We start from the raw sequence: 21,736 nt of genomic DNA, 5'->3' as shown, positions 1-21,736 counted from the left end.
CTTCAGCGGTATGCCGAGTGCAGCAGGTTATGCAGGGATTACAGGGACTACAGGTGCGACATACTCGGTTTCGCGAATCAGAATGACGCCCGACTGCACCAGTTCGAAGTTGTCGTCATCAGTCTTTTTGACGCGATCGCCAATAGCCAGTTTGTACGTTGTTACGGGCTGGTCGCCTGTTGCTTCTAAATTTTCAAACTCATGCACGGAATAGACACGACCTTCCGCGTCCCTTGCATGAAATTGCCCAACGAGAACTGCAGCCATTTGTAGAGAACCTCTGGAGATAAACACCCAATTTGCGGTTCTGTAGACCGTTGATCAGTAGGGGAAGTTTAACGATTTGGAAAAAATAGTCCGTCTACTTTACAGGCTTGCAAGCCGATAAGGTGAACCGGGGTGCAAGAAAGGCTTCCGATCATCTATAACTAGTCTTCCTATCGCCAGACTCTCGAGGTTTTTTATGAGCAAGGTCTACAACGTTGCAGTGTTGGTCGGCAGTTTGAGGAAGGATTCCCTTAACCGAAAGGTGGCCCTGGCGCTCGCAGAACTGGCACCGGCCCAGCTGAAACTGAAGATTGTAGAGATTGGCGAACTGGCGCTGTACAGCGAAGACATTGATGTGACGCCGCCACCTGCGTCTTACACGACCTTTCGCGATCTGATCCGTCCGGCCGATGCCGTACTGTTTGTCACTCCTGAGTACAACCGCTCGGTCCCCGGGGTATTAAAAAACGCCATTGACGTCGGGTCCCGGCCTTATGGTCAAAGCGTATTCAACGCCAAGCCGGGAGCCGTGATCAGCGTCTCGCCGGGGGCGATCGGTGGCTTCGGGGCCAACCATCATTTGCGCCAGTCGCTGGTATTTCTCAATGTGCCGTGCATGCAACAGCCAGAAGCCTATCTGAGCGGAGCAGGTGATGCGTTTGATGCGGCGGGCAAATTGTCCGAGAAAACCCGGCCATTTTTGCAGAAGTTCATCGACGAATTTGCCAAGTGGGTCGAACAGCAGCACAAGGTCTGAAGCTTTAGAAGCGCCGACCTGCAAATAAAAAACGCGGCAGACCTGGTCACAGGCTGCCGCGTTTTTGTTTCTGCAGACTCAGCTGCTTTGTGGCATCTCGCCATTGGCCAGGCGCTTGTTGATATCGGCAATCACGTCCGGCAGATCACTGATGGTATCGATCATGTAGTGCGGGCGTGAGCCTTCGAACAAGGTGTGGATGCGTTTGCGTTCGCTGGCCAGGGTTTGCGCGTCGAGCGCCTTGTACTGCTCGTAGGTCAGGCCCAGGGCGTTGCCGGAGCACACCAGTGCCACCGTCCACATCCCGGCCCGACGACCTTCGAGGATACCCGGAACGGTGTCATCGATCTTCACGCAGGCACCCACATCGTCGATACCCAGGGCAATCACGTTGGCCAGTGCCTGGGCCGGCCATGGGCGACCGTTGGGAACTTCGTCGGTGGCAACGACGTGGTCGGCGATGTAGCCGTTGGTTGCGGCCAGCTCGACCACCTTGGCCATCACTTGCGCCGGATAGCCCGAGCACGAACCGATTTTGATCCCTTGCTGGCGCAGCTCGGCAATGGTTTCCAGAGCGCCGGGAATCAGTGCCGAGTGGTCAGCGATCTTTTCGATTTGCAGTGGCATGAAACGCTCATAAATCGCGGTCACATCTTCGTCGGTGGGTGTGCGGCCAAATACTTTTTTGTAACGCTCGGCGACCTGAGGCTGATCGCACAGGGTGCGGATGTGATCCCACTTGCCCATGCCCATCGGCCCGCGGGCTTCTTCGATGGAGACCTGGACGTCGAACTCGCCGAAGGCTTCGACAAAGATCTGCGTCGGAGCGAACGAGCCGAAGTCGACCACGGTGCCAGCCCAGTCGAGAATGGCGGCCTGAAGTTTGCCTGGATTGGTGTAGTTCATGTCAGTAAGTCCTGTATGAGCAGCCGTGGCCGCACGCAATAATTAGGTTGGTTTTGAGCGTTGCGAACTTCAGATTTCCTGCACTTCCATTTCCTGCAGCACCTGGGCCACAGCGTTCACCGCGGCTTGCATTTCGGCCTGATTGACATGGCCGATGCAGCCCACACGGAAGGTTTCGACCTGGGTCAATTTACCCGGGTACAGGATGAAACCCTTGGCCTTGACGCGCTCGTAGAACTCCTTGAACTGATACCGCGGGTCTTTCGGCGCGTGGAACGTAACGATGATCGGAGCCTGGATTGACTCTGGCAGGAAGCTGCGAATGCCCAGTGCGGCCATGCCGTCGAGCAGCACCTGGCAGTTGTCGGTGTAGCGCCGGTGACGCGCCGGCAAGCCGCCTTCTTCGTTGTATTGCAGCAGGGCTTCATGTAAGGCAGCGACCACGTGGGTCGGCGGGGTGAACCGCCATTGTCCGGTCCTGGCCATGTAGGCATGCTGGTCTTGCAGGTCCATTGCCAGTGAGTGGGAGTTACCCGTGGCGCCAGCCAGTGATTCTTTGCGGGCGAATACGAAGCCCATCCCCGGTACGCCTTCCAGGCATTTGCCCGAGGCCGCGATCAGCGCATCAAAGGGTACTTTTTGTGCATCGACGGGCAGGGCACCGAAAGAACTCATGGCATCGATAATCAGACGTTTGCCATGTCGGGCAATAACTGCAGCAATTTCCGGCAGCGGGTTAAGAATCCCGGTGCTGGTTTCGCAATGAATCAATGCCACATGGGTGATGCCCGGATCGGCCTGCAGCAGGCGTTCAACGTCAGCGGCAGTAGTGGGCTGGTCTTCGGCTGTTTCAAAGGTGCTGAAACGCCGGCCCAGGACTTCACAGATTTTTGCCAGGCGTTTGCCGTAGGCGCCGTTGATCAGGACCAGAACGTTGCCATTGCGTGGCACCAGTGTGCCGATTGCGGCTTCGACGGCGAAGGTGCCGCTGCCCTGCAAGGGCACGCAGTGATGACTCCCGGCGCCATTGATAATGGCCAGCAGTTGCTCACAGAGGCTGGCGGTCAGCTGGTTGAAGCTGTCATCCCATGAACCCCAGTCGACCATCATCGCCTGGCGGGTACGCGCCGAAGTGGTCAGTGGGCCAGGGGTCAGCAGGATCGGCGCGACAGTACTCATTCTGGTTTCCTCACAAACTTTGGGATGGCTACTGGATACACGGCATAAGTTGCAGTTTGAGTTGATATCAATCAAATTGTTTATTGTTATGCCAGTCATCAGCGAGACTTATGCGATGAATTTGTTCCAGCTCCGTGCGTTTGATGCTGTGGCCCGTGAGGGCAGTTTTACCCGCGCCGCGGCCCGATTGTTTATCAGCCAGCCGGCGGTGACCGGGCATATCAAGACCCTTGAGGAGCACTATCAAATTACCTTGCTGCGGCGTACTGCCCGGCGTGTGGAACTGACGGAGGAGGGGATAAAGCTGGCGGCCATCACCCGTGCCATGTTCGGTTTGGTGGATGAAGCGCAGGTTATGCTTGAGGCTAATCGCCAGTTGCTCACAGGGCGGCTTGAAGTGGCGGCGGACGGTCCGCACATGGTCATGCCGATGCTGGCAAGCCTGCGGGCGCGTTACCCCGGGATCACCGTCAACTTGCGTCTGGGAAATGCTCAGGAAACCCTGGCTGCCCTGCTTTCAGAACACGCCGATGTGGCGGTGCTGACGGAGGTTGAACCGCGTAAAGGGCTGACTTTGCGGGCACTCGGGGAGTCCCGGATTTGTGCCCTGGTGCCGGCCAGTCATCCATGGCTGGCGCTGGCGGATGGCATCGACATTTCCCTGCTGGACCAGGTGATCATGGTGTTGCGTGAGCCCACCTCAATCACCCGGCGCACCTTTGATGAGGCATGCGAGGGCGTCGGCGTGACACCGCGGGTACTGCTGGAACTGGACAGTCGCGAGGCGGTGACCGAAGCCGTGGCGGCACAGTTGGGTATAGGGATCGTGTCGTCGCTGGAGGTCAGCCATGACCCTCGCGTACGAGCGGTGCCGATCAACGGGACCGGATTGCTCAACCGGCACATGCTCGGCTGCATGGAGCGGCGCGCCGGATTGCGGCTGATCAAGGCGTTTATGGAACTGGCCCCCGGCATTTGAAACGGTCTGACACCTCGTGGGAGATCCCTTGTAGGAGCGAGCTTGCTCGCGAGCTCTTTGCGGTTTTGCTGAAAAGCTCGCGAGACAAGCTCGCTCCTACAGATGCAATTGCAACCTCCTGCATGGGGTGCCTGCCGGCCTGGACGGTGAAGTCTGCGATCTGCCTCATCTCCCGCATTTTTGCACGGCACAAATCCCGTAGGAGCGAGCTTGTCTCGCGAGCTCTTTGCGTTTGGTTGAAAAGCTCGCGAGACAAGCTCGCTCCTACAGGTGCAATTGCAGTCTCATGCATGGGGTGCCTGCCGGCCTGGGCGGAGAGAGCTGCGATCTGCCTTGTCTCCCGCATTTCTGCACGGCACAAACCCCGTAGGAGCGAGCTCTTTGCGGTGGTTGAAAAGCTCGCGAGACAAGCTCGCTCCTACAGAGGGGGTGGTTCTTTCCCGGGGGCGATTGGCAAGGGCTTACAAACTCTCGCGCACAATATCCAGAAATGTGGCCACCACCCGCCGGGAACTCTGCTCCTGCAGGCAGACCAGGGTCTCGGTCAGGCGTCGTTTACAGTCAGTGATGGGCAAGGCGATCACCCGTGAGTCCGAGCCGAACTCTGCCGCTGAAACCACCCCTACGCCAATCCCGACCACCACTGCCTCCCGCGCGGCTTCGCGACCTTCCACCTGAATCGCGGCCCGCATCCGCAGACCCGCCTGACTCATTTCTTCTTCCAGGGTCTGGCGGGTTACAGAGCCGATTTCACGCAATACCAGCGGGGTGTCCTCCAGGTCGGAGAGGCATATCGAACTGCGACCGGCCCACGGATGGGTGCGGGCAACAAACGCCACCATGGGATCACTGCGCAATCGCAGACTAAGCAGCCTGTCATCACTGACCTCGCGCCCCAGCAACGCTAGATCGGCCTGATAGTTGAACAGCCGGGCCAGAGATTCGTCGGTGTTACCGGTTTCGATTTTGACGCTGATGCCGGGGTAGCGTTCGCAGAACCTGGCGATCTGCGGCAGTACGTGTACAGGCGCATCTACGGCCAGCACCAGGCTGCCGGTTTGCAGGGCCTGGGAGTCCTGTAACAACTCTTGGGCTTCGGCCTGCACCACAAACAGGCGCTGGGTGATGCTCAGCAAGCGATCCCCCAGATCGGTCAGGCGCACCGAACGTTTGTTGCGATGGAACAACAAAACACCGAAGCGCTCTTCGAGTTTTCGTACCTGATCGGAGATTGCCGGCTGACTCAAAAACAACCGCTCGGCGGCGCGGGTGAAACTGCCGTGGACGGCAACCGCATGAAAGGCTTTCAACTGCGCATGGGAAACCGGCATCGGACAACCTCTTACAAGCTGAGCTTATTAGTGAAATACGATAAATCGATTTTACCTATTAGTCAGTAATTGCTTTGATCGATTCCGGCCCGGCGTTATGTCCTCGATAGCGCCGGGTTGTGACATGCCCCTGAGCGATCCTGAAATCCAATAAAAACAGGACCGTCATGGTTTGTCTGATTGATGCCGCCCTGGTCTGAACAGCGGCATTGAAGTGCTCAACACAATAAAAAAACAGGCGATCTTTTCTGATTCTGCCGGCACATCCACATCAGAGGTCAGACCCGACATGAACAAGTCCATTGGCACCATCAAGCGTTGGCGGATGCAGGTTTTTGCCATCACCTGGCTGGCCTACGCGGCCTTTTACTTCACGCGCAAAGCATTTTCCGTAGCAAAGCTGGGAATTGGTGAAGATCCGACCTTCCATCTGGACAAGATGGCGATGGCCAACCTCGATGCGGTCTATCTTGCGGCTTACGCCATCGGGCAATTTACCTGGGGCATCCTCGCCGATCGCTATGGGCCGCGGGTGGTGGTCATGGGCGGGCTGATCATCTCGGCCCTGGCTGCCCTGATGATGGGCACTTTTGCCACCTTGCCCATCTTCGCCACATGCATGCTGATTCAGGGCCTGGCGCAATCCACGGGCTGGTCGGCGTTGTGCAAAAACATTGGCAGCTTCTTTCCGGCAGAACAGCGTGGTCGGGTGCTGGGGTTGTGGAGTTCGAGTTACGCCTTTGGCGGGCTGGTGGCTTCGCCGTTTGCCGGTTGGTGGGCATACACCCTGATGGGCACCTGGCACGCGGCATTTATTTCCAGTGCGGCGGTAGTGGCGGTGGTCGCGGTACTGTTTTTCATCTTTCAGCGCAACAAGCCTGAAGATGTCGGTTTGCCAGCCGTCGAACCCGAGCCGCAGATGACGGCCGAGGAAGAAGCTGCGGAAAAACGCCTCAGTATCTGGGCGCCACTACGCGAAATCATGCGCAATCGAACGGTGCTGACCCTGGGGCTTGCGTACTTCATGCTCAAGCCGGCGCGTTACGCGATTCTGTTGTGGGGGCCGGTAATTGTCTTCGAACAGATGCCACAAGTGGGCAAGGTTGGCGCTGCGATTATTCCTACGGCGTTTGAGCTGGCCGGTTTGCTGGGGCCGATCATGATTGGGCTGGCGTCGGACAAAATCTTCGGTGCCCGGCGCATGCCCGCCTGCATTCTGAGCCTGCTGGCGCTAACCGTTTCCCTGGCTTTCTTTATGGGGGCCTTGCAGTCCGGCAGTGTGCTGCTGGTGGTCGCCCTGCTGTTTGTGATGGGGCTGACCCTGTACGGCCCGGATTCGATGATCTGTGGCGCCGCGGCGATTGATTTTGGTACGGCCAAAGCCGGTGCTACGGCGGCGGGGTTTGTAAACGGCTGCGGCTCGGTCGGGGCGGTGCTGGGTGGTCTGCTGCCGGGCTATTTCGACACGGTCACAGTGTTTATCGTCTTTGCCGTCTGCGCACTCTTTAGCGCGCTGGTACTGATCCCGCACTGGAACAGTCGTCCTGACGGGTACAAACGCGAATGTGCCTTCGTGCCCAATCATCCGTTGTTGATCAAACCTTTTCGTACCTGAGTTGGAGAACTATCCATGCGACCTTTTTGGCTGGAGCAGGCGCTTGCCCTGGAACATGTCGAGCCTTGTGAAGCATTGACGGGTGAGGCCCGTGCCCAGGTCTGCATTGTGGGCGGCGGTTATACCGGGCTGTGGACGGCCATCATGCTCAAGGAGCAGAACCCGCAGCTGGATGTGCTGCTGATAGAGGCCGATATCTGCGGGGCAGGGGCCAGCGGGCGCAATGGCGGCTGCGCATTGTCGTGGTCGGCCAAGTATTTCACCCTGGAGCGTCTGTTCGGGGTAGAGGAGGCGGTGCGCCTGGTGAAGGCCTCCGAGCAAAGCATTTATGCCATTGGCGCGTTCTGCGAAAAGTACGGGGTAGATGCCGATTACCGGCTGGACGGCACGCTGTACACCGCGACCAATCAGGCCCAGGTCGGCTCGACGGACGGGGTGATTGCAGCGCTGGAGCGTCAGGCCATCAACTCGTTCAGCAAGCTGGCGGTGGACGAAGTGCAGCGCCGTGCGGGTTCGGCTCAACATGCGGAGGGCTGGTTCTCTCCGGCCGCCGCCAGTGTACAGCCGGGCAAACTGGTGCGCGGTTTGCGCCGGGTGGCTTTGCAGCTGGGGGTACGGATCCATGAAAACACCCCTATGGTCGGTCTGGAAGAAGGTGCCACGGCCCTGATCCGGACCCCGACCGGCAGCATTCGCGCCGAGCGCGTGGTGCTGGCGATGAACGCCTGGATGGCCAGGGCATTCCCGCAGTTTTCCCGCAGTGTGGCGATTGTCTCCAGCGACATGCTGATCACCGAGCCGCGCCCGGACTTACTGCAAGAGATCGGCCTGACCAGCGGCGTGACAGTGCTCGATTCGCGAATTTTTGTGCACTACTACCACAACACTCCGGACGGCCGGATCATGCTCGGCAAGGGCGGCAATACCTTTGCCTATGGCGGGCGCATGTTGCCGGTGTTTGATCAGCCTTCGCCCTACGCCGGGTCGTTGCAGAAAAGTTTGCAGCAGTTTTTTCCAGCATTTGCCGGGGTGGGTGTCGAGGCCACCTGGAACGGTCCCTCGGACCGCTCAGTGACCGGCTTGCCGTTCTTCGGCCAGATGAGCGGCCATGGCAATGTGTTTTATGGTTTCGGCTACTCAGGGAGCGGAGTGGGGCCCTGTCACATGGGCGGGCAGATTCTGGCCTCGCTGGTGCAGGGGCAGGCCAACGACTGGACACGTTCGCCGCTGGTCAATGGTCCGCTGGGGTATTTTCCGCCTGAACCGATCCGCTACCTGGGCTCGTTGATGGTGCGCAATGCCATTCGACGCAAGGAACGGGCGGAGGACCACGGGCGCCGGCCAAGGCATCTGGACGTGCGTCTGGCCAAATTTGCCGCCGCTGCGGGCAAGGCTGACAAAGGTTGAGGACCGATCGATTGGATTTTTTGGTCGATTGAGGACTTCTTGCCGTATAAACTTGCGCCCATTCGACGGCCAACCCGCCGCGACACACCAGATTGAGAGAGTGAGTAATGGGCGCACAGTGGAAGGTTAAACACAAAGCGGACGCCGCCAACAGCCGCGGCAAGATTTTTGGCAAGCTGGCCAAGGAGCTGACGGTCGCTGCTCGTAATGGCGCAGACCCGGACATGAATTCGCATCTGCGTTTGGTATATGAACAGGCCAAAAAGGCGTCGATGCCGGCGGACACCATCAAGCGCGCGATCAACAAAGGCGCCGGTATCGGTACTGAGGCGGTGCAATATCACCGCGTCACGTACGAAGGTTTTGCTCCGCATCAGGTACCACTGATCATCGAGTGCCTGACTGACAACATTAACCGTACCGTGGCTGAAATCCGCGTGGCATTCCGCAAGGGTCAATTGGGCGCTTCGGGTTCGGTAGCGTGGGACTTCAACCATGTCGGCATGATCGAAGCCAAGCCGGACGCCCCGGATGCAGATCCTGAGATGGCCGCGATTGAAGCTGGCGCCCAGGACTTTGAGGAAGGTGAAGAAGAAGGCACTACGCTGTTCATCACCGAGCCGACGGACCTCGATGCCGTGCAAAAAGCCCTGCCGGAGCAAGGCTTCACCGTATTGTCGGCCAAGCTGGGCTATCAGCCGAAAAACCCGGTCAGCGCTTTGACCGATGAGCAAATGGCTGAAGTTCAAGAGTTTCTGGCCAAGCTGGAAGAGCAGGACGACGTACAAGAGATGTTTGTGGCGTTGGCATAACCCCGGTCGCTGCCACAGGCTGCCTGTGGCAGCAGCCCTGCGCTCCTTGTCGCAGCCTGCGCCAGCGACTACTGCATCAGGCTTTTAGCCCAATGCCCGGGTGATTTCGGCAAAACCCGGGCGTGCCAGTACATCGGGTTGTATGCAGCGCTGCTGCAGGTCGTGCAGCCGTTCTTGCTGTTGATCGCTCAACCCCGTGTCGATCCGCTCCAGCAATTCCCCCAGTAAAATCCCGAATGCACGCACTTCAATGCGCTGCAAGGCGCGGGTGTGCGGGCTGTCGTCAATGGCGTGAAAGCACGCTGCGCCAAAGTCGCCGAGCAGGCAATCGCCCTGGGCATTGAACATGATGTTGTGCCCGTACAGATCACCATGACAGATGCCCTGCGCGTGCAGATGACCGGCTGCCGAGGCCACGCCGCGGGCAATGCGTAGCGCGCAGTCGGCGCTGAAGCGGGTGTGTGTTTGATAGACGTCACGGCTGCAGGTATCGAAGCTTGGCAGGGCGGCGAGATTGGCGAAGGACGGATCGATCAATTCCATGACCAGCCCCGCGGTGTTGTCAGGGTGACCCGCGACACGGCCCAGGACTTTGATCAGGTTCGGATGCTGGCCGGCGGCAATGCAGGCGTTCATTTCATTGAGCGGTGAGCCGTCGCTGGTGATGCTGCCTTTGTAGAGTTTGACGGCAACGGATCTGCTTGCCTGGCCGGGTGCGCTCCAAAGGGCTCTGGAGATGATGCCCGACGCGCCTTCGCCCAGCTTTTGTTCAAGCTCGAGCTGTGACCAGTGAATGTCCGGCGTGTTGTCGGCTGTAAGCTGCGCGCTGGCGTCTTCGTGCAGCGGATTACCGGCATAGGCCAGCCAGCTCAGTCCCGGCAATGTCAGCAGCCAGTCGGGCACTTCGTGCAATTGGTTGGCCGCTAGGCGGATCAGCTCCAGACGCTTGCAGTTAACCAGGCTGGTGGGCAGTTGTTGCAGGCGGTTACCTGCCAGCATCAATTTTTGCAGTAACGGTCGCTGACCCAGTTCTTCGGGTATGTGCTCGATGCTGTTGTCGGTCAGTATCAACCAGCGCAGCAGGGGCGGCAGCGAAGTGCCGGGCACTGAGGTGATGCGGTTGGCTTTGAAGCCAACCATGCTTAACTGCGCGCACTGCCCCAGGCATTCGGGCAGTTCGGTGAACCTGTTGTCCGAGCAAAACAGAATCCGCAAATGAGTCAGGCGATGTAAATCCTCGGGCAGGCTGCTCAGGGCGTTACCGCTCAGATTGAGAATTTCCAGTGAGTCCGCCAGCTGAAAAATCTCGGCCGGGAACTCGGTCAGTCCACAGGACAGATCAAGGCGTTTGCAGCCCGCCAGTTGGCCGGCGCGCAATTTAGCGAGGGTATCCATAAAGGAGCTTTGAGTACTCGTGAGAATCTATTGATATGGCGGCCAGGGGGAAGATATCTGGCCGCCGCTTACTCCGGGTTTAGCGCAACTCGCGAACCATGTCCGACAAGGTGCTGAGCACACTCTTGCCCAGTTGCATGGAGCGTTTACCGTCCCAGCCGGTTTGTGGCTGCGGTGCATCGTTGTTGTCCTTGAACGGCATCTCAAGGGTCAGCGACAGGCAGTCAAAGCGCTGGCCGACGCTGTTGCAGGCCAGGGTCATATTGGCAAGGCCGGGTTCGTCCCGGGTGTAGCCGTGGGTCGTCTGGAAGTCAGGGGTCAGGTTACTCAGATGAGTGCGGAAACGCTCTTCCAGGGTCGCCAGGCGCTCGGTGTAACCCGGGTTGCCCTCGCAGCCTGCAGTGAACACATAAGGGATTTCTTCGTCCCCGTGAATATCCAGAAACAGGTCCACCCCGTATCGGGTCATTTGCTCCAGAGCGAAGAACACCTCAGGGCTTACGTTCGGGTCGGTGTTTTGCCAGGCCCGGTTCAGGTCCTGGCCGTTGGCGTTGGTCCGCAAATGGCCGTGGAACGCGCCGTCCGGATTCATATTGGGGATCAGGTACAGGTCGGCGAAGTCCAGTAGCTTGCGCAGCTGCGGGTCGCTGCCTTGTTCCAGGCGCTCAAGGACTCCCTGCATGAACCACTCGGCCATATGTTCACCGGGGTGCTGCTGGGCAATGATCCATATCTTGCGTTTGTGGCTGGCGCCATTGCCCTTGCGCAAGAGCTGGATGTCGCGACCTTCAACACTTTTACCGACTGCCAGCAGTTCGCAGCCCGACCACTGGAGTGCATTCTTGATCAACAGATCATGACGCTCGCGGCTGTAGGGTTCGAAGTAAGCAAACCAGATGACTGGGTGCTCGGCCTGCACGCTGAAATTCAAGGCTTTGCCGTCGAACTCGGTGGGAACACGGAACCAGGTTTCGTGATCATAGGACGCCACGGCCTGGTAGCCATCCCATGCTTTGTTGTAGGAGGACTGGCTGGCGTTGCTCAACTGAAAATGGTGGGTCTGGCCGGGTATCAGGCCTTCGGCCTTGAAGTGGAACCATTGAAAGTGCGGGCTGCGGGTATCGGGCTTGATCGCAAGCTTGAGGTGCAGCGGGTCACTGGCATCCAGCACCTGGATGTTGCCGCTGTCAAAGTCACTGCTGATGCGAACGGAAGAGGGCGCCACGGTCATCGTCAAAGTCCCGGAATCTGATAATTGTGGGCGTTACTTTACATCGCAACGGCGCCGGGCCAATACGGAATTTTGGAGAACGGGAAGCGGGGAGAAGGGAGGGGGGGCGTCATCCTTGACGCAGCGCCACGATAGTGTATTTGCGAGTGATTCTCAAGTGCTAACTTGCCGTAACGGCCGTTGTTTCGGGACTTCAGGCTTCCGTTGGTCGATGTTCTTTTGCTATCATCGCCCGCATCGTAGCGGTCACCGAAAAAAACCGGCCGCACACCAGACTTCATTAGCCTGAAGCACGCAGAGCCAGATAACTGGCCGCAAAAAAAAGACCCGGCCAGAAGCCGGGTCAAATAACCGTGATTAGCCTGATGAGGAGCTAATTCAAAAAACCGACCTAAGGTTCCTTGAATTATCGACTGATCTCGCGACCAGCTAAGTGCAATAATAATCATTCTTATTTGCAGGTCAAGCTGTTTTCCTCGCTTTGTCCTGGTTTCCCCGCTTATTCCCCGCTAGACCCCTCTATCTCAGGCCTTTAGGGCCAGAAAATTTTTTACCCCAGCAGCAACACCGTGATGGTTTGACCTGGCCCATTGCAATACTTGGCTGTGCCTCCTGAACCTGTAGCTTGTACAACCAGTGATCGCCCTGCCGATGTCATCGCTCATCACCGTGAGCAGGCATACCTAAGGGGTGTGGCGGCGCGATGGGCTGCATGCGCCGGGCCAGGTAATCAATGGGCGCGCAATTATTGATGTGTCCTGGGAGTACTGCTGGGGGGCGCCTTAACAAGTACGTCAGCCATTGCGCCAGATCTTACTGCGCGGCAAAACAGAGGCTACACGCCTGATCCCTTGATTGAGCGGCGTTGGCTCATGGGCCGGTGCCTCCATTGTGAGTCGCGCCTCTGGCATACCGAAGTTCCAGCCGGTCCAGCTGGACTGGCCAGGGTCTTTTGGTCTCTCAGCGCGCTGAGACTTGTTGCACGTCCAGTGCTTTGTCCAACAGCATCTTGGCCGATTCGACGCAGTGCGCCACGCTCAGGAACAGGTCGCGATGAGAGCCTTGCTGGCTTTCAGCTGCGCCCTGGGCGGTAGCGATTGCGCAGCGCAGAAAATCTGATGCATTGACCAGCGCTTCTTCCTGGCTCAGATCGCTGCGTACGATGAACAGTTTTTTCTCGAAATAGTGCTGAGAAACAGCCGGTTTCAAATAATAGTCGAGTGCACGCTGGGTTGCGGCACTGTCCTTGAAGGTTTCGAGCTCGATTTCAATCTCGGTTTCCGGGGTTATTTTTGTTATGGGAGTCATGATTTACCTGCGCTCTAAGATTAATCGAATCAGCCATTAGCAGATTAGTACATAAGGTATTTATATTATTGGTATAAATAATACAGAATGTGTATTGTTGCCTCGAGTTCAATCCGTATTGTTCGGCTGATGGATAAATGGATCGCTTTAGTCAGAACCAAATTGCGCGAGCTCAAGCTCACGCAGGAAAAACTAGCCGAACGCGTCGGGGCTTCCCAGGGCGGTGTCGGTCATTGGCTCAATAAACGCCGTCAACCCGACTTGCCGACAATGAACAAAGTGCTGCACGCCCTGGGGCTGGAGCATCTGGAAATTGCCCTGGTCATCCGCGAGCGCAGCGCTGCAGCGGATGAGTCTGCTGCTAACGAATGCTCCTACGACATCACTTCTGCTTTTCGTTATCCGGTCAGTAATTGGGTGACGGCGGGGCAGGTCAACGAGCAGGCCCGAGAGGCCGGCTACCAACCCGGCGAGGTGTTCGAGGTCAGCGATCATTACGCCAAAGGTGCTGCGTTCTGGTTGCAAGTGCGGGGCGATGCCATGACCGCTCCGATAGGAATCAGCGTTGCACAAGGGATGATGATTCTGGTGGATCCCGATATTGATCCCGAACCGGGAAAAATGGTGATCGCACGCATTCCGGGCACTGAAGAGGCCACCTTCCGGCAGTTGATTGAAGAGAGCGGCCAGCGCTATCTCAAGCCGCTGAACCCGACCTATCCCAAGACAGTGTTTGATGAGCATTGCCGGGTTATCGGAGTGGTAGTGCAGGCCACTGCCAAGTTCTAGAAACAAAAAAAGGCGGCCCCCTGAAAAAGGGCCGCCTTTTTTGGCTGTTGCTTCTATGTCAGTTCAACCAGCACCGTACCTTCGCTGACCATTTCGCCTTCCTGACAAAACAGCGCTGTTACCACACCCTCGTGGGGCGCCCGCAGGCTGTGCTCCATTTTCATGGCCTCCAGCACCACCAATTGGGTACCGGCTTCGACAGTCTGTCCGGTTTCAACCAGGATGCGCACAATGCTGCCGTTCATGGGGGCACTCAAACCACCTGTCTGGGCATGACTGGCACCTGCCGCGGCAATCGGGTCATAGACCCTGACGCTATGCAACTCGCCGTCCCAGCGCAGGTAGAGCGTCTCTGCGCGGCGAATTGCCAGATGCTGGCGACGCACACCGTTCTGTTCAATCAGCAATTGCTCGTCGCGCAACACCGCTGACGGCGTGTGGAGGTTGACGACCTGCTGCTCGCCGTTGCAACTCAAGGCCAGCAGGGTCTGCGGGGGCAGGCCGTTGCGAAAGCCGTTGCGGATGGCCCAGGGCGAGGCTGGGTCATCTTCGCGCACCTGGGATGTCTGGCTCTGATGAAATGCTTCACCCGCGGCGGACCAAAATGCTGCAGGCAAAGGCAGGGTGGCTGGCAGTAATTGCTCCTGGTAACGGGGGATGAAGCCCGTATCCAGTTCGGCTGTAGCGAAGGCCGGATGAGCGATGATGCGGCGTAAAAAAGCCAGGTTGGTTTTCAAGCCGCCAATGGCGAACTCATCAAGCATTGCGAGCAGCCGCAGGCGCGCCTGTTCGCGGTCTTCGCCCCATGCAATCAACTTGCCCAGCATCGGATCGTAGAACGGTGAAATTTCGTCCCCTTCACTGACCCCGCTGTCGACCCGGCGCCCCGGCCCGGCGGCAGATTCGCGGTACACCTCGAGACGTCCTGTTTGCGGCAGAAAATCATTGCCCGGGTCTTCGGCATACAGGCGTACTTCAATCGCATGGCCGCGCAAAGGCACTTCAGACTGACTGATGGGGAGCGCCTCACCGCGGGCCACGCGGATTTGCCAGGCCACCAGATCCAGTCCGGTGATGGCTTCGGTTACCGGATGCTCCACTTGCAGGCGGGTGTTCATCTCCATGAAGAAGAACTCGCCCCGTGCATCCAGCAAAAACTCCACGGTGCCGGCGCCGACATAACCGATGGCCTGCGCCGCCCGTACCGCGGACTCGCCCATGGCCCGGCGTTGTTCAATACTGAGGCCCGGGGCTGGCGCTTCTTCAACCACCTTTTGATGACGGCGCTGAATCGAGCAGTCGCGCTCATTGAGGTACAGGCAGTTACCGTGGCGGTCGGCAAAAATCTGGATCTCCACGTGACGTGGCTTGAGTACATACTTTTCCACCAACATGCGCGCATCGCCAAACGAGGACAGTGCTTCACGTTGCGCCGAGGCCAGGGCTTCGGCCAGTTCGCTGACGTCCTCGACTACTTTCATGCCTTTGCCGCCGCCACCGGCCGTGGCCTTGAGCAACACCGGATAACCGATGTGCTCAGCTGCGGCGCGGAAGGTTTCCAGATCCTGCGCTTCACCGTGGTAGCCCGGCACCAGCGGCACCCCGGCAATTTCCATCAACGCCTTGGCTGCCGATTTACTGCCCATGGCATCAATCGCCGCAGCCGGGGGGCCGAGAAAGATCAGTCCGGCGTCCTCGATGGCGCGTGCGAAACCGGCGTTTTCGGACAAGAATCCATAGCCCGGATGAATCGCTTGTGCCCCGCTGGCTTTAGCCGCAGCAATGATCTTGTCGATTTTCAGGTAGCTGTCGGCGGCCTTGCTGCCCCCAAGATCGACGCAGATATCAGCCTCGCGGCAGTGCCGTGCGTCACGGTCGGTGGCGCTGTGGACAGCTACGGTGGTCATGCCCAAAGACTTGGCCGTGCGCATCACGCGGCAGGCAATTTCGCCCCGGTTGGCCACCAGTACAGACGTAATCTGAAGCGCGCTCATGGGCGTGGCTCCCGGGACGAGGTGTCGGTCTGCCAGCTTGGCGCACGTTTTTGCAGAAAGGCGCGCAAGCCTTCCTGGCCTTCGGGGCTGACCCGGATTCGGGCAATGGAGTTTTCGCAGTAGCGGCGAATGGCCGTAGTGGTGGCTCCATGGCTGACTTCGCGCAGCAGATCCTTGCACGAACGCATGGCCTGCGGGCTATTGAGCAGCAAGTTGTCGGTCCAGAGGGCGACTTGCCGTTCAAGCTCGGCGCCGGGATAACACTCAGAGAGCAACCCCAGTTCACGGGCACGCTCACCGCTGAAGCGTTCCGCAGTCAGGGCATAACGGCGTGCAGCGCGCTCGCCGATGGCCTGTACCACGAACGGACTGATCACGGCCGGCGCCAGGCCGATTCGGACTTCGGACAGACAGAACTGCGCATCCTCGCTGCCGATGGCCATGTCGCAAGCACTGATCAGGCCCAGGGCACCGCCGTAGGCTGCGCCTTGCACCACCGCTATGGTCGGGATTTTCAGCTTGGCCAGGTTGTACATCAGTTCAGCCAGGTGCCGGGCGTCATCGAGGTTGGTGTGATAATCGAGCTCGGCTGACTGTTGCATCCAGGCAAGGTCGGCGCCGGCACTGAAATGCTTGCCCCGTCCGCGCAGCACCAGAAAGCGCAGGGCCGGATCGCCTTGCACGGTGTCCAGGGCGAGGATCAGTTCGCGGATCATCTCGGCATTGAAGGCATTGTTCTTTTGCTCGCGACTCAACCACAGGGTGGCAAAGCCCCGGGGGTCGTTGTGCAGTTCCAGGGTGTTGAAATCGATCATGTCCGTCAGTCCTTAAATGGATGTGGGCGCTGGCTCGCCAGCGTTGCAGGCACCGGGCGGGTTACATGCGAAACACACCAAAGCGCGTGGCTTCAATCGGAGCGTTCAACGCCGCCGACAAGCCCAGCGCCAATACATCACGGGTTTGCGCCGGGTCGATTACGCCGTCATCCCACAAGCGGGCGCTGGAGTAGTAGGGGTGGCCCTGATGCTCGTACTGGTCAAGGATCGGTTGCTTGATTGCGGCTTCTTCCTGGCTGGAAAATACCAGGCCGTTGCGTTCGGCCTGCTCGCGCTTGACTTGTACCAGTACCCCGGCGGCCTGTTCGGCGCCCATTACGCCGATCCGGGCGTTTGGCCACATCCACAGAAAGCGCGGGTCATAGGCACGGCCACACATGCCGTAGTTACCGGCGCCAAAGCTGCCGCCGATGATCACGGTAAATTTGGGGACCTTGGCGCAGGCGACTGCAGTCACCAGTTTGGCGCCGTGTTTGGCAATGCCGCCGGCTTCGTATTTTTGCCCGACCATAAAACCGGTGATGTTTTGCAGAAAAATCAACGGAATACCGCGCTGGCATGCCAGCTCAATAAAGTGCGCGCCTTTTTGTGCCGCTTCGGCAAACAGGATGCCGTTGTTGGCCAGAATCGCCACCGGGTAACCGTGTAAATGGGCAAAGCCGCACACCAGGGTGGTGCCGAACAGGGCTTTGAACTCATCGAATACCGAGCCGTCCACCAGACGCGCGATCACTTCGCGTACATCAAAGGGCTGCTTGGCGTCGGCAGGCACGATGCCATACAGCTCTTCGCAGTTGTACAGCGGTGCCTGCGCTAGCCGCTGTTGCAACTGGCCATGCTTGCGCCAATTGAGGTTGGCTACGCTGCGACGCGCGAGGGCCAGGGCGTGCTCATCACTTTCGGCGTAATGGTCGGCCACTCCTGAAATTTTGCAGTGCACATCGGCACCGCCCAGGTCCTCGGCACTGACCACTTCGCCGGTGGCGGCTTTCACCAGCGGCGGGCCGGCCAGGAAAATCGTCGCCTGCTGGCGCACCATGATTGCTTCGTCAGCCATGGCCGGTACATACGCGCCACCCGCCGTGCAGGAGCCCATCACCACTGCGATTTGCGGGATGCCGGCCGCGCTCATATTGGCCTGATTGAAGAAGATCCGGCCGAAGTGTTCACGGTCCGGGAACACTTCATCCTGACGCGGCAGGTTGGCGCCGCCAGAGTCCACCAGATAGATGCACGGCAGGCGGTTTTGCTCGGCAATGGTCTGCGCCCGTAAGTGTTTTTTTACCGTTAGCGGGTAGTACGAGCCCCCTTTGACCGTGGCGTCGTTGGCCACAATCATGCATTCCACGCCTTCAACACGACCGATACCGGCGATTATTCCGGCCGCCGGGACGTCTTCGCCGTATACACCGTAAGCGGCCAGTTGACTGAGTTCGAGAAACGCAGAGCCGCTGTCCAGCAAGCGATCAATGCGCTCTCGGGGCAGGAGTTTGCCACGGGAGGTATGGCGCTCCTGGGCCTTGGCGCCGCCACCTTGCTGTACCTGGTTGAGCAGGGTGTGCAGGGCCTCAACCTGTTTGAGCATGGCGTCACGATTGGTCAGGAATTCGGCCGAACGCGGGTTGATTGTCGTGTGCAGAATGGACATGCGCGCTCCTTAGCGAGTTTCGTTAAACAGTTCGCGGCCAATCAGCATGCGACGGATCTCGCTGGTGCCCGCGCCGATTTCATACAGCTTGGCGTCGCGCAACAGGCGTCCGGCTGGGAATTCATTGATATAACCGTTGCCGCCCAGAATCTGGATCGCGTCGAGGGCCATTTGGGTGGCACGTTCAGCGCTGTACAAAATCACCCCGGCGGCATCCTTGCGCGTGGTTTCGCCACGTTCGCAGGCGGCCGCCACCGCATACAGATAAGCGCGGCTGGCATTGAGCTGGGTATACATGTCGGCGACTTTGCCCTGGATCAGCTGAAACTCGCCGATGCTCTGGCCAAACTGTTTGCGGTCGTGGATATAAGGCACCACCAGATCCATGCAGGCTTGCATGATCCCGGTGGGGCCACCCGAGAGCACCACACGTTCGTAGTCCAGGCCGCTCATCAGGACTTTCACCCCGGCGTTCAGAGGGCCCAGCAGGTTTTCCTGCGGGACTTGCACATCATCGAAAAACAGTTCGCCAGTGTTCGAACCGCGCATGCCGAGCTTGTCGAAATGCTTGCTGCGGCTGAAGCCTTTCCAGTCGCGTTCGACAATGAATGCACTGATGCCATGGGCATTTTTTTCGATATCGGTTTTGGCGTAGATCACGTAGGTATCGGCATCCGGGCCGTTGGTGATCCAGGTTTTACTGCCGTTCAGTACAAAGTGGTCGCCACGCTTGTCGGCACGCAGCTTCATCGAAACCACATCGGAGCCGGCGTTCGGCTCACTCATGGCCAGGGCTCCGACGTGTTCGCCGCTGATCAGTTTGGGCAGGTACTTGAGTTTCTGTGCGTGGCTGCCGTTGCGGTTGATCTGGTTGACGCAGAGGTTGGAGTGGGCGCCATAGGAGAGGGCGACCGAGGCTGAGCCGCGGCTGATTTCTTCCATTGCCACCACGTGGGCCAGATAGCTCAGCCCGGTACCGCCGTACTCTTCTGCAACAGTGATGCCCAGCAGGCCCATGTCACCGAACTTGCGCCACATATCCGCCGGGAACAGGTTGTCCTTGTCGATCTGCGCCGCCCGTGGCGCCAGCTCTGCTGCAACGAAGGCCTGCACCTGATCGCGCAACATGTCGATGGTTTCGCCAAGGGCGAAGTTCAAAGTCGGATAGCTCATGGGGCACCTTGTACGTTGTTCTTATAGGGAGGCGTTTGCTGCGTCGCCATGGGTAAGCTTTACGTTAACGTAAGCCTGGCGTAGATAGCTGTCAATGACCTTTACGTTAACGTCAACTTGAGGCAGAGTCATTCTTGCTCTTCAATCGAGATGCCGCCTGCAGGCGGCGTACTCATGCTCCCAAAACAATCACAAGAGGAGTTTTCATGAAGTCACCATCTGTCCCCAGTTACAGCCAGGGTCCGCAGGACAAAGCGTTGCTGGCGATGACCATCGGTCAGGCGTTCGATCAAACGGCCGCCCGTTATGCCGGCAACGACGCGCTGGTGGTCTGCCATCAACAGCAGCGGTTCACCTGGGCTCAGCTGGCAGCAGCCGTTGACCTGCATGCCAGAGGGTTGCTGGCATTGGGCTTGCGGCCCGGAGACCGGCTGGGAGTATGGGCGCCGAACTGTGTTGAATGGTTCCTGTGCCAGTTCGCCAGCGCCAAAATCGGCGTGATTCTGGTCAACATCAACCCTGCCTACCGGCTGTCTGAACTGGAATATGTCCTTCAACAGTCAGCATGTCAGTGGCTGGTCTGTGCCGGCTCGTTCAAAACCTCCAACTATCACGCCATGCTCCAGGAGCTGATTCCAGCGCTGGCCGATTCGGCGGCAGGGCAGTTGGAGAGTGAAAGCTTTACCGCGTTGCGCGGAGTCATCAGTCTCGATGCACAGCCACCTGCAGGCTTTTTACCCTGGTCGCAACTGAGCACGCTGGCCGCCGGGGTCAATGCCGAACAACTCGACAGGCGTCAGGCCAGTGTGCAGCCCGGTCAAGCGGTGAACATTCAGTACACCTCGGGCACCACGGGGTTTCCTAAAGGTGCCACCCTCAGCCATCACAACATCCTCAACAATGGCTATATGGTTGGCGAAAGCCTGGGCCTGACATCCAGTGACCGGCTGGTGATTCCGGTGCCGCTGTATCATTGTTTCGGCATGGTGATGGGCAACCTGGGGTGCGTGACCCATGGCACCACCATGATCTATCCCGGTGAAGCCTTTGACCCTGGCCTGACCCTGCAAGCCGTTGCCCAGGAGCGGGCAACGGCCCTGTACGGTGTACCCACCATGTTCATCGCCATGCTCGACCACCCGCAGCGCGCTGAATTTGACCTGTCGAGCCTGCGCACCGGGATTATGGCCGGAGCCACTTGCCCGATAGAGGTGATGCGCCGGGTCATCAGCGAGATGCACATGGGGGAAGTACAGATCGCCTATGGCATGACAGAAACCAGTCCGGTATCGATACAGACCGCGCCTGCGGATGATCTCGAATTGCGCGTTACCACCGTAGGACGAACTCAGCCGCAACTGGAGAACAAGCTGATCGATGCCGAGGGCAATGTTGTGGTCCGGGGCGCGATCGGTGAGTTGTGTACCCGGGGCTATAGCGTGATGCTGGGCTACTGGAACAACCCGCAGGCCACCCGCGAGGCAATCGACAGCGAAGGCTGGATGCATACCGGTGATCTGGCGCAGATGGATGAGCAGGGCTATGTGCGCATCGTCGGGCGCAACAAGGACATGATTATTCGCGGGGGTGAAAACATTTACCCGCGGGAGCTGGAAGAGTTTTTTTTCACTCACCCGGCGGTGGCAGATGTACAGGTGGTGGGCATTCCCGATGCCAGGTACGGCGAAGAGATCGTCGCCTGGATCAAGTTTCATCCGGGTCACACAGCCAACGAACTGGAACTGCAAACCTGGTGCAAGTCGCGCATCGCGCACTTCAAGACGCCGCGTTACTTCAAGTTTGTGGATGTGTTTCCGATGACGGTGACCGGCAAGATTCAGAAATTCAAAATGCGTGAAATCAGCATTCAGGAAATCGGCACACCTTAAGGCTTGCTCAAATCCCTGCGGGAGCGAGCTTGCCTCGCGACAGGATCAATACGGCGTGACTGCAACGGTTGCGCCAACCTCCCCATCGCGAAGCAAGCTCGCTCCTGCAGAAAAACGGGGATTACAGACAACACAAAGGGGAGCCGAGGCTCCCCTTTAATATGTCGTTGCGTGCTCTTTTTTTATTATTGAGGGGCGGTCTATTGTTGTTTTTGGAACC

19 protein-coding genes are annotated in these 21,736 nt (G+C 58.5%); 7 read left to right on the top strand and 12 right to left on the bottom strand.

The annotated features are described in order from the left end of the window. Positions 1 to 27: 27 nt before the first annotated feature. On the bottom strand, positions 28 to 267 hold the full coding sequence (locus tag B195_RS16040) for a hypothetical protein (protein ID WP_003441392.1): 240 nt from the start codon (positions 265 to 267) through the stop codon (positions 28 to 30). A gap of 196 nt (positions 268 to 463) precedes the next feature. Between B195_RS16040 and B195_RS16035 the strand changes: the two genes are divergently transcribed. Further along, entirely contained in the window at positions 464 to 1,024 is a 561-nt protein-coding gene (locus tag B195_RS16035; protein WP_003441395.1) for an NADPH-dependent FMN reductase, read from the top strand. Positions 1,025 to 1,102: 78 nt separating this feature from the next. Here the strand turns inward: B195_RS16035 and phnX are convergent, their stop codons facing one another. Both phnX and B195_RS16025 read right to left on the bottom strand, forming a co-directional pair. Then, positions 1,103 to 1,930: a phosphonoacetaldehyde hydrolase gene (gene phnX, locus B195_RS16030; RefSeq protein WP_003441397.1), complete on the bottom strand. Its 828-nt coding sequence runs from the start codon at positions 1,928 to 1,930 to the stop codon at positions 1,103 to 1,105. A gap of 69 nt (positions 1,931 to 1,999) precedes the next feature. Beyond that, a complete protein-coding gene (locus B195_RS16025) occupies positions 2,000 to 3,109 on the bottom strand; it encodes a 2-aminoethylphosphonate--pyruvate transaminase (RefSeq protein ID WP_003441399.1) in 1,110 nt (369 codons plus the stop codon). A 115-nt stretch (positions 3,110 to 3,224) separates the two neighbouring features. On the opposite strand from B195_RS16025, the gene B195_RS16020 reads away from it, so the two are divergent. After that, positions 3,225 to 4,088 (top strand): LysR substrate-binding domain-containing protein, encoded by an 864-nt coding sequence (locus tag B195_RS16020; RefSeq protein WP_003441401.1) that lies wholly within the window; start codon positions 3,225 to 3,227, stop codon positions 4,086 to 4,088. 461 nt (positions 4,089 to 4,549) lie between these two features. Here the strand turns inward: B195_RS16020 and B195_RS16010 are convergent, their stop codons facing one another. Together B195_RS16010 and B195_RS23180 are read right to left on the bottom strand one after the other, a co-directional pair. Next, positions 4,550 to 5,419, bottom strand: a complete 870-nt coding sequence (locus B195_RS16010) for a LysR substrate-binding domain-containing protein (RefSeq protein ID WP_003441402.1) — start codon at positions 5,417 to 5,419, stop codon at positions 4,550 to 4,552. Positions 5,420 to 5,584: 165 nt separating this feature from the next. Then, on the bottom strand, positions 5,585 to 5,710 hold the full coding sequence (locus B195_RS23180) for a hypothetical protein (protein ID WP_255401988.1): 126 nt from the start codon (positions 5,708 to 5,710) through the stop codon (positions 5,585 to 5,587). Here B195_RS23180 and B195_RS16005 point away from each other — a divergent pair. The 3 genes from B195_RS16005 to B195_RS15995 all read left to right on the top strand — a co-directional run bounded on the left by B195_RS16005 (position 5,709) and on the right by B195_RS15995 (position 9,253). Continuing rightward, positions 5,709 to 7,034: an MFS transporter gene (locus B195_RS16005; RefSeq protein ID WP_003441405.1), complete on the top strand. Its 1,326-nt coding sequence runs from the start codon at positions 5,709 to 5,711 to the stop codon at positions 7,032 to 7,034. The two genes, B195_RS23180 and B195_RS16005, sit on opposite strands and share 2 nt — an antisense overlap. Positions 7,035 to 7,049: 15 nt before the next feature. Continuing rightward, positions 7,050 to 8,441, top strand: a complete 1,392-nt coding sequence (locus tag B195_RS16000) for an FAD-dependent oxidoreductase (RefSeq protein ID WP_003441406.1) — start codon at positions 7,050 to 7,052, stop codon at positions 8,439 to 8,441. Positions 8,442 to 8,548: 107 nt separating this feature from the next. Continuing rightward, the gene (locus tag B195_RS15995; protein WP_003441407.1) at positions 8,549 to 9,253 is read left to right on the top strand and encodes a YebC/PmpR family DNA-binding transcriptional regulator; all 705 of its coding nucleotides are present in this window, start codon (positions 8,549 to 8,551) and stop codon (positions 9,251 to 9,253) included. 84 nt (positions 9,254 to 9,337) lie between these two features. Here the strand turns inward: B195_RS15995 and B195_RS15990 are convergent, their stop codons facing one another. The 3 genes from B195_RS15990 to B195_RS15980 form a co-directional block, all read right to left on the bottom strand. Beyond that, a complete protein-coding gene (locus tag B195_RS15990; protein WP_003441408.1) occupies positions 9,338 to 10,648 on the bottom strand; it encodes a leucine-rich repeat-containing protein kinase family protein in 1,311 nt (436 codons plus the stop codon). Between the two features lie 79 nt (positions 10,649 to 10,727). Beyond that, a complete protein-coding gene (locus tag B195_RS15985) occupies positions 10,728 to 11,879 on the bottom strand; it encodes a M14-type cytosolic carboxypeptidase (protein ID WP_003441409.1) in 1,152 nt (383 codons plus the stop codon). A 960-nt stretch (positions 11,880 to 12,839) separates the two neighbouring features. After that, positions 12,840 to 13,187 carry a DUF3077 domain-containing protein gene (locus B195_RS15980; RefSeq protein ID WP_003441410.1) on the bottom strand — a complete coding sequence of 116 codons (348 nt, stop codon included), beginning with the start codon at positions 13,185 to 13,187 and terminating at the stop codon, positions 12,840 to 12,842. A gap of 129 nt (positions 13,188 to 13,316) precedes the next feature. Here B195_RS15980 and B195_RS15975 point away from each other — a divergent pair, with 129 nt between their 5' ends. After that, positions 13,317 to 13,976: a LexA family transcriptional regulator gene (locus B195_RS15975; RefSeq protein WP_010655820.1), complete on the top strand. Its 660-nt coding sequence runs from the start codon at positions 13,317 to 13,319 to the stop codon at positions 13,974 to 13,976. A gap of 53 nt (positions 13,977 to 14,029) precedes the next feature. On the opposite strand, the gene B195_RS15970 is transcribed toward B195_RS15975, so the two are convergent. The 4 genes from B195_RS15970 to B195_RS15955 all read right to left on the bottom strand — a co-directional run bounded on the left by B195_RS15970 (position 14,030) and on the right by B195_RS15955 (position 19,627). After that, positions 14,030 to 15,970, bottom strand: a complete 1,941-nt coding sequence (locus B195_RS15970; RefSeq protein WP_003441412.1) for an acetyl/propionyl/methylcrotonyl-CoA carboxylase subunit alpha — start codon at positions 15,968 to 15,970, stop codon at positions 14,030 to 14,032. Beyond that, positions 15,967 to 16,785: a gamma-carboxygeranoyl-CoA hydratase gene (locus B195_RS15965; protein ID WP_003441413.1), complete on the bottom strand. Its 819-nt coding sequence runs from the start codon at positions 16,783 to 16,785 to the stop codon at positions 15,967 to 15,969. The genes B195_RS15970 and B195_RS15965 overlap by 4 nt, the downstream gene beginning before the upstream one ends. A gap of 61 nt (positions 16,786 to 16,846) precedes the next feature. Next, the gene (locus B195_RS15960; RefSeq protein ID WP_003441415.1) at positions 16,847 to 18,454 is read right to left on the bottom strand and encodes a carboxyl transferase domain-containing protein; all 1,608 of its coding nucleotides are present in this window, start codon (positions 18,452 to 18,454) and stop codon (positions 16,847 to 16,849) included. A 9-nt stretch (positions 18,455 to 18,463) separates the two neighbouring features. Continuing rightward, complete coding sequence (locus tag B195_RS15955; RefSeq protein WP_003441416.1) at positions 18,464 to 19,627, bottom strand: isovaleryl-CoA dehydrogenase; 1,164 nt, start codon at positions 19,625 to 19,627, stop codon at positions 18,464 to 18,466. 206 nt (positions 19,628 to 19,833) lie between these two features. Between B195_RS15955 and B195_RS15950 the strand changes: the two genes are divergently transcribed. After that, positions 19,834 to 21,516, top strand: a complete 1,683-nt coding sequence (locus tag B195_RS15950) for an AMP-binding protein (protein WP_003441417.1) — start codon at positions 19,834 to 19,836, stop codon at positions 21,514 to 21,516. The last annotated feature ends 220 nt before the right edge of the window (positions 21,517 to 21,736 follow it).

The organism is Pseudomonas sp. Lz4W (genome assembly GCF_000346225.2).
Taxonomy (GTDB): Bacteria; Pseudomonadota; Gammaproteobacteria; order Pseudomonadales; family Pseudomonadaceae; genus Aquipseudomonas; species Aquipseudomonas paraversuta.
This window is presented reverse-complemented; position numbering and strand designations above follow the sequence as displayed.